This window comes from Amaricoccus tamworthensis, assembly GCF_049800875.1.
Classification (GTDB): domain Bacteria; phylum Pseudomonadota; class Alphaproteobacteria; order Rhodobacterales; family Rhodobacteraceae; genus Amaricoccus; species Amaricoccus tamworthensis.
In genome coordinates, this window is record NZ_JBNAFV010000014.1 from 72298 (window position 1) to 85377 (window position 13080).

General features: G+C 64.2%; 14 protein-coding genes and 1 pseudogene. 6 read left to right on the forward strand and 9 right to left on the reverse strand.

The features are described from left to right. Nucleotide 1: 1 nt before the first annotated feature. The 9 genes from ACP15P_RS17950 to ACP15P_RS17990 are packed head-to-tail and all read right to left on the reverse strand — an operon-like array spanning nucleotide 2 to nucleotide 8371. Nucleotides 2–271, reverse strand: a complete 270-nt coding sequence (locus tag ACP15P_RS17950) for a hypothetical protein (RefSeq protein WP_424929849.1) — start codon at nucleotides 269–271, stop codon at nucleotides 2–4. An 11-nt stretch (nucleotides 272–282) separates the two neighbouring features. Beyond that, on the reverse strand, nucleotides 283–957 hold the full coding sequence (locus ACP15P_RS17955) for a hypothetical protein (protein WP_424929850.1): 675 nt from the start codon (nucleotides 955–957) through the stop codon (nucleotides 283–285). Beyond that, a complete protein-coding gene (locus ACP15P_RS17960) occupies nucleotides 954–1235 on the reverse strand; it encodes a hypothetical protein (protein ID WP_424929852.1) in 282 nt (93 codons plus the stop codon). The genes ACP15P_RS17955 and ACP15P_RS17960 overlap by 4 nt, the downstream gene beginning before the upstream one ends. Continuing rightward, nucleotides 1232–3205, reverse strand: a complete 1974-nt coding sequence (locus ACP15P_RS17965) for an AAA family ATPase (protein WP_424929853.1) — start codon at nucleotides 3203–3205, stop codon at nucleotides 1232–1234. The genes ACP15P_RS17960 and ACP15P_RS17965 overlap by 4 nt, the downstream gene beginning before the upstream one ends. Next, nucleotides 3202–4332 (reverse strand): Pvc16 family protein, encoded by a 1131-nt coding sequence (locus ACP15P_RS17970; RefSeq protein WP_424929854.1) that lies wholly within the window; start codon nucleotides 4330–4332, stop codon nucleotides 3202–3204. Before ACP15P_RS17970 ends, ACP15P_RS17965 begins: the two co-directional genes overlap by 4 nt. A 3-nt stretch (nucleotides 4333–4335) precedes the next feature. Then, nucleotides 4336–5202, reverse strand: a complete 867-nt coding sequence (locus ACP15P_RS17975; protein ID WP_424929855.1) for a hypothetical protein — start codon at nucleotides 5200–5202, stop codon at nucleotides 4336–4338. Beyond that, nucleotides 5199–5936, reverse strand: coding sequence for a hypothetical protein (locus ACP15P_RS17980; protein WP_424929856.1), 738 nt, complete (start codon nucleotides 5934–5936; stop codon nucleotides 5199–5201). Before ACP15P_RS17980 ends, ACP15P_RS17975 begins: the two co-directional genes overlap by 4 nt. 6 nt (nucleotides 5937–5942) lie before the next feature. Then, complete coding sequence (locus ACP15P_RS17985) at nucleotides 5943–6446, reverse strand: phage tail protein (protein ID WP_424929857.1); 504 nt, start codon at nucleotides 6444–6446, stop codon at nucleotides 5943–5945. An 11-nt stretch (nucleotides 6447–6457) separates the two neighbouring features. Further along, a complete protein-coding gene (locus ACP15P_RS17990; RefSeq protein ID WP_424929858.1) occupies nucleotides 6458–8371 on the reverse strand; it encodes a phage tail sheath C-terminal domain-containing protein in 1914 nt (637 codons plus the stop codon). A gap of 284 nt (nucleotides 8372–8655) precedes the next feature. Here ACP15P_RS17990 and ACP15P_RS17995 point away from each other — a divergent pair, with 284 nt between their 5' ends. The 6 genes and pseudogenes from ACP15P_RS17995 (at nucleotide 8656) to ACP15P_RS18020 (ending at nucleotide 13038) form a co-directional block, all read left to right on the forward strand. Continuing rightward, entirely contained in the window at nucleotides 8656–8898 is a 243-nt protein-coding gene (locus ACP15P_RS17995) for a type II toxin-antitoxin system Phd/YefM family antitoxin (RefSeq protein ID WP_424929859.1), read from the forward strand. Between the two features lie 7 nt (nucleotides 8899–8905). Next, nucleotides 8906–9313 (forward strand): type II toxin-antitoxin system VapC family toxin, encoded by a 408-nt coding sequence (locus tag ACP15P_RS18000; RefSeq protein WP_424929860.1) that lies wholly within the window; start codon nucleotides 8906–8908, stop codon nucleotides 9311–9313. A gap of 503 nt (nucleotides 9314–9816) precedes the next feature. After that, nucleotides 9817–10035: pseudogene (locus ACP15P_RS18005) on the forward strand (helix-turn-helix domain-containing protein); the annotation flags it as partial. Between the two features lie 66 nt (nucleotides 10036–10101). Beyond that, nucleotides 10102–10740, forward strand: coding sequence for a hypothetical protein (locus ACP15P_RS18010; RefSeq protein WP_424929903.1), 639 nt, complete (start codon nucleotides 10102–10104; stop codon nucleotides 10738–10740). A gap of 25 nt (nucleotides 10741–10765) precedes the next feature. Continuing rightward, complete coding sequence (locus ACP15P_RS18015) at nucleotides 10766–12097, forward strand: AAA family ATPase (RefSeq protein WP_424929861.1); 1332 nt, start codon at nucleotides 10766–10768, stop codon at nucleotides 12095–12097. Next, the gene (locus tag ACP15P_RS18020) at nucleotides 12097–13038 is read left to right on the forward strand and encodes a ParB/RepB/Spo0J family partition protein (RefSeq protein ID WP_424929862.1); all 942 of its coding nucleotides are present in this window, start codon (nucleotides 12097–12099) and stop codon (nucleotides 13036–13038) included. Before ACP15P_RS18015 ends, ACP15P_RS18020 begins: the two co-directional genes overlap by 1 nt. Nucleotides 13039–13080: the final 42 nt, after the last annotated feature.

Consider the following 13080-nt stretch of genomic DNA (forward strand, 5'->3'; position numbering starts at 1 on the left):
CTCAGTCCTCCGGAACCTGGACGATCCGCCCCGGCGGCGTCAGAATGTCACCGGCATCCAATTCCGTGTTCGCGTCCGCCACATGCCAGAACCGCGTGCCGTCCTGGTAGCAGCGCTCGCAAATCACATCGAGCCGGTCGCGGCCCTCCACGGCCAGAGGCGCACCCTCCGTATCCGGCAGGCGGCGGAGCCTGACCACACTGACCTCCCCGTCTTCCTTTTTGGCCGTGGTCACCGGCGTATCGGCATATCTGCTGTTGGCGGTGAACATCTTCCCTCCCCCTAAAACCCGATGATTTCCGGAATGTCGCTGATGGATCGCCCGAGGTTCAGCACCGCCTGGGCGTCCTTTAGTGTTTTCAAGTACTCGGTCGCGCCCACCCCGATCAGATCGTCGGTGTCAGGCGGAAAGGTCACCACCTCCAGACCCAGGGTGACCTCCGCACGGATCACCGCAAGCCCGGAATTGAACAGCTTCTCGCCAACCCGAAACGCGGTGATCTCAACCGGCAAAATCCGGGTCAGCCCGCCCACAAAAATCAGTTTCGGCAACTGCTCCGGCGGGATCGACCGTGTGGGCGGGCTCTTCCCGCCCCCAAGAAGTGAGCCCACCGCATCCACCACCGCCCCGAGCAGCGCACCATTGCTGTCCGGATTGACCATCTTCTCAAGTGCGGCAAGCTGCGGCCCAACCCCAAACAGCCGCGCCGTCCCGTCACCCTGATCCAGATCGTCGGAGGCGTCGAATTTCAGGTTCAGGGTGAAACTCTCCACCGGTGCGGCATGGGCCCGGTGCGTCTCAAGCTGGCGGGCCGGCACCTTGTCATCCGTCGACCGCCGCTGAATGGCAAACTGCCGGTCCAGCTCCTCCACATTGTACTGGAACACCAGCAGATTGGGGATCGGCCCCAGAAACGTGTCGCCATACTGAACCAGCGCGCCCTTGGTGTGGGTCATCCCCTGCCCTCCCCTTCCGTGCGCCCGCGCCCTCCGGTCAGCCCGTCCACCACCCGCAGCGCAATCGCCTCGCGCAGAGCGGCCACATCACGGGGATCGGACACACCGGTCTCGCGCAGGTCGATACGAAACACATCCACCGTCGGCAGCGTCGACACCGCCCGCCGCGCCAGGTGCCGCCCCAGCGCCTCACCCAACCCGTCCATCGCCGCCTCCGCAACCGGGCGCGAAACCCCCTGCAACCGGATCGACAGACGTTCGAGATCAATCCGCGTCATGGCCGCAACTCCGGTATGTCACTGAAATAGGGCCCAAACGCCTCCGCCCCGGATTTCCGGCTCAGCTTGTCCAGCTCCCGTTTCGTGGCAATCAAAACGTCCCGCATCGTCACCCTGGGCCGCGCCCCCCGCGCCGCCGCCTGCAGCCCCGCATTGAGCGCAATCGACCGGATATGCCCGCCCGAGATCTGAAACCGCCGCGCCAGAAACCCGAAATCCACGTCAGCGGTGCACACCCGCGCGGGAAACACCCCTTCCCAGATCAGCCGCCGTTCCGCCTCACCCGGCACCGGAAACTCGATGATGTAGCGCAGCCGCCGCGAAAACGCCTCATCGAGGTCCTTCCGCCGGTTGGTGGCCAGCACCGACACACCCCCAAACGTCTCCATCCGCTGCAACAGGTAACATGTCTCGATATTGGCAAACCGGTCATTGGCCTCCCGCGCCTCCATCCGCTTGCCAAACAGCGCCTCGGCCTCATCGAAAAACAGAATGCAGCGCATTTTTTGCGCCACATCGAAAATGCGTTTGAGGTTCTTCTCCGTCTCGCCAATATACTTGTTGACCACCTGGCTCACATCGACCCGGAAAAGCGGCAGACACGTCTCCGCTGCGATCACCCCCGCACCCATCGTCTTGCCGGTCCCGGCCACCCCAGCAAACAGAAGCGCCACACCACCCGAGCCCAGCCGGTCTCCCGCCCAGTCATTGCGGAACCGCGACGCCCCCCGCACGGCGGCGACCGCTTCATCGAAATGGCTCGACACCGACGCGGGCAGGATCAGGTCCTCCCGCCGGTGAACCACCTCCACCGGCTCGGCCAGCCCATGAAAATCCAGCCCGCACTCAACCCGGCACACCGAGACAAGTTCATCCCGAGACCCAGGCCCCGTCCGACCAATCCGCGCGATCTCCCCCGGCTCCAGCCGAAAGTCCCGCGCCACCGCCCGCAGCCCTGGCAGGGACCCCAGCGCCTCGCGAAACAGCCCCTCCCGCTGCCGCGCCGACAGCGGCGGAATGGCAATCACCGGCCCGCGCAGATCAGCGGGCAGCGCCGCGAGGCTCTCCCGCCCATCCACATGCACAAACAACCGCACCGCCAGGTCGCGCAGCCCCGCCAAGACCCGCGCCACACCGGCCATCTCCTCCCGCGACGAAACAACTCCGGTGAGCAGCAGATCAGCGCCCGACACGCCCGCCGCCAGCAGCGACAGCGGCCGCACCTCCCCCTGAACGCAGGCACGCCCCGACCCGCCGTACTGCGCAGCCAGAAATCCCGCCGCATCGGCCCCGGCCGCCCCGGTCAGGGCCATCACCTCCAGACGCTCCGGCACCGACGAGAGCCGCCGTGCCAAAGTCGACCCACCCCGCGCCTTCACCGGTCCGAGAGCCTCAAGCCCCCCATCCGAGAGCCCGGCCAGGAACAGCGCCACATCCGGCGCCACGGACAACACCTCACCCGGTTCAATCAGCCCCAGGCGCAGCAGCGGCCGCGACGGATCACCCGCAGCCAGAACCTCATGGCCCTCATCCCAAAGCGCCTGCGCCAGATCGAGACAGGCCCAGGGCCGCCCGGCATCGTTGCGGCAGGCCGCAAATACCCGCGCCGAAGCCCGGTCCAGCCGTGCCAGAAGCGCCAGACCCAGCACGAAACACTCGGCCCGCGTCAGACCAAACCGCGCCGCCAGCCGCGCCACCCGGCCCTCATCCGGCGCATCGTCCGACAGCTGCCCGCCGAGCCACCCGGCCGCGACATCCGTTTCCATAAACTCCCGCCGCGCCTCCGCATGCCGCAACAGATCAAGCGCCGCCTGGCCCGCGTCTCCCGCGCCCAGATGCCGCTGCCACGCCGCCTCCCGGCGCAGCCGGATCACCGCCTGCCACATCCACCACCGCGCGGAAACATCGGGGATAACGAGATTGGGCGAAAGGACGCCCGGACCTTCATCATGTCGAAAATGCCGGTTCATGCCCAGGTCACCTCCGGCGCATCCATGGCCTGCTCCCCATTGACCCGCACAATGATCCGGTAACTCCCAGGGGGCAGAGCCTCATCCTCGGGAACACTCACCGTGAGCGAGGTCTGCGCCGCCGTCCCAGGCACCTCCAGCAGCAACCGCACGACCCCGCCGGAATAGAAGCCCACGAACACCGCATCCTCCTCCGTCCCGAGCAGGTCGCCGGTCACCGTCACATCCCCTAACAGGTTTGGCCCCGATGGAGACAGGACCCCCGGCGTCGCCGCCGTCACGGTCGGGCGCAACCGCCCCAGCACCGCGTTGGACGACTGCCGCCGCCCATTGGGCAGCGTGCGCCGCGCCGTGATCGAATGACTTCCCGCCGACAGACCTGCCGGCACGCTCAACCGCAGCTCCCGGTTGGACACATCCGCCGCCGGCACCGGGAAACAGGTCGTCCCGAAACAGACCTCTACCGTGTCCGCGGCCAGGTCACCCCCCTGAAGGGTGATCGCATCTCCCGCGTCAAACGCCATCGGCTCCACCCGGTCGAGCCGTGGCCCCAGCGAGGGCAGCACCAGAATACCCGGATTTGCGGGCGCTCCGACACTGTGGATCAACGGCGCGCCACCCGACCCCTCAACCCGTGTCAGCATCAGCGGCCGCAGATCGAACGCCGCCGAAAGCCGGTAATGCTCATCCGTGCCCTGCATGATGGCCGAGAGCAGCTCGACGGCGGAATCGTCAAAGCCGATCTTGATCGGCTCGGGATTGTCGAGCAGCGCGAGTTCCGGCGGCCTTTGCATGTTGATCTGCCGCAGCGCCAGCATCCCCTGCCCCAGCAGGTCCAATGCCGCGGAACTGTCGCTGTCCCGCTCACCATCCACCGCCGTCATGAGGAATTTCAGACAAAGCCAGATCGGCGGCTCCTGCCCCCGGTCCAGCGGCACGTTGCGCATATGCGCGTCATGGTTGAAGCCATAGAGAAACAGGTTGAGTTTCGGCCCCGGACTGCCGGACTGGGCCGAATGCTCCGGGCGTCCCACATCCACCGTGGTCGCATCCGTACGGGCGGTCAGCTGCTGGGCCAGCACGCGGGTCACCTCCCCGATTGCATTGCGGGTTTCATTCAGGGGCACGGCTCAAAGCCTCCGCACATAGGACCGCGACAGCCCCTGGCCACCGGTCCAGATCCCCCCCGCCGCCGGACGCGACGGGGCCGCCGGGCGTGGCGGAGGTGCCACCGGTTCAGGCTTCGGTGGTGCAGGTGCGGGCGGCTCCACCGACAGGCTGACCTCCCCGATCGACACCGAAACCCGCCGCGGCGGTCGCGGCACCTCCGGCACGGACGTCTCCCGCACCGGCTCATCCCTCACGCGCGCGGGGGCCACGGCCTTCCCCGCGACCGGTTTCACATCAGGCGCTGGAGCCGAATCAGGTTCCACCCGCCTCTCTTCTACCGCGGTCACAACCGACCGGTGCGGTTCATCCATCATGGCCGGACCTGCATCCGCCCGCGCCACCTCTGGACGCGGACTTTCCTTCGACCGAACCATTCGCGGCTCCGCAACTCCGTCCCGCGGCAATTCCGGAGAAGCCACCGCCCCGGACGTCTCCACCATAGCCTCCGATGCATCACGCACCTCCGGTTTCGCCAAAGACGCACCCACATCGGCGCGTCCTTCCGCCACCGGTTTCTCCACCGCAGCTTCCACGGCCAGGCGTTCCGCTCGCAACTCCGGCCCAACCGACACCGGCGCACTCTCCGCCACCCGTTCCGCCGGCCCGACCGTCGCTGGCGCATCCCCCACCGGCCGAGGCTCCCCACGCCCGCCAGGGACTTCCGCCACCGAAGCCGGTCGCACCGCCGCCTGCTCAACCGGCGCGGACGGCGCGGCAACCGTGGTTTCCCGAATGTCCGCCGCAACCGCCGCACGAAACCCCGAACCGCCGGGGCGTTTCGGATGCGTCACGGCCAGCGCCGCCATGCGGGTGAAATATCCGCTCATGCCGCCCAGGCCTCCCGGATCCGTTCGAGGTAATGGCGACGACGGCTGTCAGGCAGCGAAATAATCTCCCGCTCGCTCCAGTTATAGGCCATGGCAATCATGTGGATCTCATCCATCAGCCGTTGCGGCTCACGGGCCAGTTCCGTCACCAGCTCCATTTCCAGCGACAGCGGCATCCCCACATCCGCGCCACAGTCCGGGCAGGTGCTGCGCAGCTCCACATCCGAAAGCGGATCCAGTTCCGCCAGAACCTCCTCCGCCTCCTCCCGCCAGTCGCCACCCGGCGCCTCACCCTCCAGCAGCAGGTCCGCCAGCGCCACGGGATCCCCCCCGCTGCGCGCCAGATCACCCGCCCGCGGCAGCCGCAGACGCGCGCCGCCAAACCCGGTCTCCTCAACGCTCCAGTCCTGACGAAACATCGTCAGGTCCACCTCAACGTCGAGCTTTTCGCCACACTCACCGCAGGCCGTCTCAAACACCCGCCGCGCCCCGTTGGTCGCCACCGCCACCGCCAGAAGCCCCTGGCGCTGGCGCGGTATCGTCCATTCCGCCAGATCCGCTCCGGTCCAGGACGTGCCTTCCGCGGAGGACAGACAGGACTGCAAAACCGCACTGATCACGCCGGTCAGCGGACGGTCGAAATCAACCGTCATGTCGACCATGCCGATCCCGAAGGGCCGCGCCACCATGGCCTCGCCCTCTCGCCCCTGAACGGCCCAGACGGTCAGTGCCATGACGGCCTACCCTTCCGAAGGCTCGGTAACGGACAGATCGCGCTCCCAGCGTTCAGGCTGCAGCGTGATGGACTCGATCGCCACCCCGTTCTGCCCGCCATCCAGATCGGGCATCGCCGTGTAATCCGACACCCAGCAGCGCATGAGGAAATAGCTCTTCGCCACCTGCCCCTGAAGATTGAGCAGGTTCAGAACGAAATCCTTCTTGTACTGCGCCAGCAGGGCATTGGACGACCCGTCATGGGGATGCACGCTCGACGCCCATTCCTCAAAATCCGGATCATGGGTCAGTCCCCGCTCCATGGTGATCGCCTCGTAACTGGTCCGCCCCGGCGACTTCACGTCATAGGTGTTGCCACCCCCCGAGCGGTAGTTGACGACCTCGGTGCTGCGTTTCAGCGCCCCCACCTTGGACACGCCCATGACCACCCGCCCATCGAGCGACACCTGAAAGCGGAAGTTCTTGTACGGGTCGTAACGGTGTACGTTGACGGTAAATCCGTTTGGCATGACGGGGCCTCCTATACCTCGACCTGTCCGACGATCTGCCGGAACCGGATCACAACAAATTCCGCCGGTTTCAGAGGGGCGAAACCGACCTCGATGTTCACGATGCCCTGGTCGATATGGTTCTGGGTCGTGGTCTCACTGTCGCATTTGACGTAATAGGCGTCCTTCGGACTGGACCCCTGGAACGCCCCCTGCTGAAACAGCCCGTTCATGAACGCGCCGATATTCATCCGGATCGTGGCCCAGGTCGGCTCGTCATTGGGCTCGAACACCACCCACTGCGTCCCGCGAAACAGGCTCTCCTCCAGCATCAGCGCCGTCCGCCGCACCGGCACATAGGCCCATTCCGAGGCCAGCGCATCCGCGCCCACCAGGGTCCGCGCGCCCCAACAAATCGTCCCGTAGACCGGAAAGGTGCGCAGCACGTTGATGCCAAGCGGATTGAGCACGCCGTTCTGCCCGTCATTGACCTGGGCCGCCAGCTCACTGACACCCTGCAAACCCGTCTCGATACCCGCCGGCGCCTTCCAGACACCCCGCGCCGTATCCGTCCGCGCCCACACACCGCCAAGCGTGCCCGACGCGCCCACGGTCCGCAGCCGGAAATCATTGGTCGGATCGGGAATGCGCACCCTCGGGTAGTAGATCGCCGCGTTTTCCGACCGGAACCCGGCCTGCTCCAGATCGGCCATCAGGTCGGTCATGTCCGCGAGCGTGTTGGTCAGCGGCGGCAGATCGACAATCACCATCGCCCGGCGATCCTCACAGTAGGCAATCGCGTTCGAATAGACCGCATTCCTGTCCGTATCCGACAGCTCCGCCGCCCGCGGGATCATCAGCGTGTTAAAGAGATCCACATTGTCGAGCGCGAACATGCCCGTGGGCGGCTCCAGCGCCGAGGACCCGATCAACTCCGCCGCCTCCGGCGGATCGCCACTCACACCCCCGGTCAGCTGATACTGCTGTGCCGCCGCAAACGCCGTCGCCGCCGCCAGACCCAGGGTGCCCTCGGCCGTACCGCCGGTCACCGTCATGGTATGGTCGGGATCATAGGCCGCCCCGCTGCGCCCGGTCAGAAGCCGCAGCCGCGAATTGGCAAGCGTCACCCGCGCCGCCGCATAGGTGGGATTGCCAGGATCGGCGGCCCGGATCGCCGCCTCCACCCTGCCGCGCAGCTGACCAAGCGTAAGCACGGCCCCCGCATCCCAGGTCAGCGTCGCGGTCGCGGTCACCCCATCGACCGACAGATCGAGGGTCTGACCACCGCCCAGCGTATTGAACGCCGTCTCATCGAGATCCAGCGCCGCACCCGTGGTCCCGTTCGCCGCCGGACGCGTTGACCCGTCAACGCCGTCCTCGACCTCAACCTGAACAAGCAGCGACCCGTCATTGACGATGGTCTCCACAAATCTCGGACTGTCCTCATCCAGCGACAGGTCGAGGAAGGACTCGCTCAACAGCACCGGCGCATTGCCGTCGGTCCCCGCATGGCGCGACACCCGCAGGTTGAAGCGCAGATCGGTGGCATCCCCATCCACCACGTCATGGTCGATATCGACCCGCAGGTTGTTGCCCCAAAGGCCGGGATTGGCGGCCCGCACGGTCAGGACATTGACCGTGGCCTCATCCTGGATGACGTCCTCCGCCTCGTCCGGGGACCCGGCCGCGACGCGGATCACCCAGGCCTCGGTGCCCCCGTTGAGGAAAAACTGGGGTATGGCGAAACTCGCCTCCGACCGGCTGTCATAGCCGCCGAACACCCGTTCAAAGTCGCCGGTCCCAAAGATACGGACCGGCGTGTTCATCGGACCCTCGCGAAAGAAATCGACAAAGGCGCCGATACTCGTCGCGACCGACCGGATGGTCCGGCGTCCGCTGGGAACTTCCTCGATATAGACGCCAGGGGCGCCAAGCTGCTGTGGCATGTTTCCTTCCCTCCAGGAGCGGCGGCACGGGAGGTCCCGTCCGGAACTGTCAGGAAATTACAGTGCAGGTTCCGTGCCAGGTTTCGCGCCGGATGCGGGACTGATTTCACGGGCTCTTTTCGGGCCCTCCCCCTGTTGCGGGGCACAAATGACCCGCCCATGGGCCAGGAATTACCCGGCCCCGCCCCTCGCCTCTCCCGGCTTTACGGCACGACACGCCATCCACGCAACCTTGACAAATCGCATCTAGCCAGCTATCTAGCCAGTTACAGGAGACCAATCCCATGTGGACATTACAGGACGCCAAAAACCGCTTCAGCAGTCTGGTCGACGCCGCCATGGCCGGCCAGCCGCAGGAGGTCACCCGCCGGGGAAAGCCCGCCGTGGTGATCGTGTCGGCGGCCGAATATGACCGCCTTCTGGCCGAGGCCGGGGGCCATCGCGGGCGCTTTGCCGACCATATCCTGGCCTTCCCCGGTGACGCCATCGAACGGGCCGAAGCCCGCCCCCGCGACGTGGAATTCTAGTCGCGGCATGTTCATCCTCGACACCAATGTCATCTCCGCCGTGCGCCGCCCGGAACGGGCCGTCGCGGTCGCCAACTGGCTCACGGCCCAGCCCGAGAGCACCCTCTTTCTCAGCGTCATAACCCTGGGCGAGATCGAACGCGGCATCCGCCAGCAGGACCGCGCCAACCCCGATTTCGCCCGCGACCTGCGCGACTGGCTCAACCGCACCGAGACCCTGTTCGCCGACCGCATCCTGCCCTTCGCCTCCCCCGACGCCCGGATCTGGGGGCGGCTCTCGGCCGAGATCGGACACCCCGGCGCCGACCTGATGATTGCCGCCACGGCACTGGCCCACGACGCCACTGTGGTCACCGGCAACACCGCCGATTTCCGGCCCACGGGCGTTAAGCTTTTCGATCCATTCGTTATTTGAGCGCTGGGGGATTCGCCCCCGAACCGCCCCCACACAACCGCCGCGATTCCCCCAAATCGGGAATCGCCAGATGCCGACCCAAAGGCCTTGCGGCCATGCGCCGCCCCTGATTTCCGATAAAGCGTTAGATTTCAGTTACTTAAAGATTGATATTGACAGGTGCCGTTCCAAAACAAAGAATATGTTGCCATAGTCATGGCTTTTCGGGCTATATATGGCGAAATACCAAGAATAAGCGGCCCAAGGCCGTTAATCAGGCGGACACTCCAAATGCGCAGTTTGCGTACCGAAATTCAATTCCGGCGCCCCGCGCCGCCCGCTGACATGCACCTTCCGGCCACCGGTTTGGAGGGTTTCATGTAGGCTGAAAACAACAAAACCGGATGGCTGCAACCACCCGGTTTTGTCTAACGATAACCCGTGGGCTGTTCGTCTTTCACACCTTCAGAATAGCGCCACGACATAAAACCCGCAAGTGTTTGCTGCGCGGGAACGAGGAAAATATGTCCAGGCACCCCTCTTTTGACCGCAAAAAGGGCTTTATTGCCCTGCCCGTCGAAATCCTTGAAATCGATCTTTCCCCCGGCGCCTTCCGCCTTTTGGCCGAGCTTTGCCGCATGGCAAATACCGAGGGTCAGTGCTGGCCCTCCCTGGCCCAGCTCAGCGACCGTATGGGCCGGTCCCGCGCTTCCATCTCCGGTTATATCCGTGAACTTAGGGACACGGATCTGCTCACTACCGAGGAACAGAAAACCGCGAACGGCTACAACTACCGCCTCAAATACCAGGTGACCTTCTGGAAGGAATGGCGGGCTTCCCTCACCGGACGGACCGTTCAGAAACCCGAACGCCGCATTCAGCCTGTTGAACGCTTAAAAGAGGATAAAAATCAGATCAATAAAAACCACAGTACGCCGCCTGCGCGGCAGGATTTTGATAATCTTCTTGTTCGCTGGGCCAATGTTTTCCGCGGGGCGCCCTACCCCGCCTGCGCCCGAAATCCGGAGCCCGACCTTCTAAATCAATCCCGTTCCGCGACTTCGGATCCCGGACCGATTCAAATTATATCCGCGGATATAATTCAAAAACTCACCTCGTTCTGGCGCTCAAAAAACGTGGAAACCGACGCCGCCAAACTGCAAAAACAGGCGCAATACCTCCGCGATCTGACCCTCGATCCCATCGAACTGGCACACCTTCTGAGCCGCATCAGCCACCATTGGGAGCCCCACTGGCGCCGCTGTCCCGACATTGACCAGTTCACCCGACTGGTCAAAAAGACCGGGATCACCACCACCGCCCAGAAGAGAAAACTGCTGGTCCAGCACCTCAAACGCTGGGAGATGGCACAAAAATCCTTGCGCAATCCGCCCATGTCGGTTTGTGTGTCTTTCAACAAAAATCAATCGGAAAACGCGGTCGCGTGACCGATTATATCCGCGGATATAATTTATGGCATACGGGCAATTTGAGCAGTTCATCCGCAACATGAGCCGGGTGATGGGCGCGGTAAATACCCGCCTGCAAAGGGATCTGACCCTGCGAACCCGCGTCGCGCGGCGCTTCTCCATGGTCGAGGTCGCGAGCCTTTTGGGTGTCGATACGACCTATCTGACCCGCATATCCAACGAGGAACCGGCCTTCCCCGACGGTGAAAAACGCGGGCGCGAGCGCACGTTTTCGCCGTCCGAGATCATGCTGATCCGGGCCCTGATCGGGTCAAATCCGGCCGCCAAACGCCCCTATCTCCACTGGCGCAGGAAGGGTCAACCGGTGAAGGTCGTGACCTTCGGTGCGCAGAAAGGTGGCACGGGCAAGTCGCTGAGTGCCGCCCATTTCGCCCAGTACGTGAACCTCCATTACGGCCTTCGTGTGGGTGTCATCGACGCGGACCCACAGGCCACCGTGAGCCTCTATTTCGCGGACCAGTCGCTGCCGCTGTTCCAGCCGGACACGCCGACGCTGGCGGATTTTATGGGGGTCGACACGCCTGGGGCCGACGACCTGACCGAGCGGACGCCGCAGGACCTGGACGCTGTCTGGCATCCGACGCCCTGGCCTGGGATCAAGCTGATACCCGGCGGGGCCAATATTCAGAACGGCGATATCAGCCTGTTCTTCATGTCGCAGAGGTCCCATGTGCCGGTCTATCGCGTGTTGAAGGACACCATAGCGAAATGGGATGAGTTCAACGGGCCGAAGACAGCGGTGGAAAATCTCCGCGGAGATAATGGCCGGTTCGACCATGAGGCCTATGAGACGGCGTTGAATGAGACGCTGGACGTGATCGTGATTGACCAGCAGCCGTCGCTGACGCTGATGCAGCTGAATGGACTGATCGCGGCGGACAGTGTGGTGATCCCACAGACCATGAAGGGGTTCGACCTGGCGACGCTGGCCACCTATGTGTCGAATATCGGGGAGTACCTGGAGTTCATCATGGGGTTCGAGGCGGACATCGAAATCGGTGCGGGTGAGCACATGGTTCTGCCGACCATCGTGCAGGAGCAGAACACCCAGGATACCGACCAGATCGTGGAGCTCTACCGCAAGGCGCCGCGGGAGGTTTTGCAGGTGTGGTACGGGCGGTCGGATGCGATCGCCAATGCCGCGGAGGAATACAAGAGCATCTATGAATACCTGCCGCCGTCGTCGAGACGGGTGTCGGCGCGGGCATTCATGGCGAATGCAAATGCGGTGAACGACGCTCTGGTGCAGAGGATCTGGCCGGATCTGCCACCACGGGAATTTGCCGCGAAATTCATTGAGGAGCGCTGGGGCTGATGGCACGTAAACGCAAGCTGGATGCGACCATTCCGGAAGAGGAGGAAACGGTCGAGGAGGCGCGGGAACCGCGGCAGGGCATGGGGGGCATGTGGGCCGGGTCGGCCATGAACATGCTGCGCCAGCGCATCGAGGACGCCAATGACTCGCTGCACCGGGGCATCCTGAACGGGACCGTGGCGATTGAACTCGACCCTGACCAGATCGAGGACAGTGTGGGCAGTGACCGCATGACCGACTGGCGGGAGGATGAGTCTTTTGCCCATTTGGTGGCCAATATTAAACGCCGCGGACAAACCCAGCCGATCCGGGTGAGGCCCAAAAGCAAGGATTGGGAGCCGGATCAGGCTAACCCGTTGGTATCAAATGATAAATTCAATATTCAGTCCGGGCGGCGACGTCTGGAGGCCTGCCGGGAACTGGGGCGGAAGGTTTTGGCGATTGTGTCGACCGAGGAGGGCGATGCGATCCAGGCGGATCTGGAGGAACGCTTCCTTGAAAACACCATGCGCAAGGACCTCAACGGGTTTGAGGAACTGATTTCCATTGGGGCGCTGGCCAAGGGGATGAAGGACCTGACCCAGATGGAGATCGCGGACCGGCTGGGCATCCCGCAGGGGGATGTGTCACTGGGTCTGGGGTGCCTGGAGTTTCGCAATGAGATCCTCGATCAGGTCGATATCGCGAAGGCACCGAAACGGTATTACCGCTCGATCCTGCCGAAGCTGAAGCGCGGCAAGCGGCTGAAGCCTCTGCTGCCGCCGGCGCTGACCGGGGACGCGCCGCAGAGCTATGACGTGCGGGGCATCCCGATGATGACCAAACCCAATGAGGGCGGGTTCTCGGTCAATATCCGCAAGGCCAATATCGCCCGGGATGACCTGGAGGACATGCTGGTCGATATTGCCCGGGTGGTTATGAAATACCAGATGAAGCGCTGAATTATTGGACGTAAATATGGCGCTTTCGGGACGGCGGTTTTG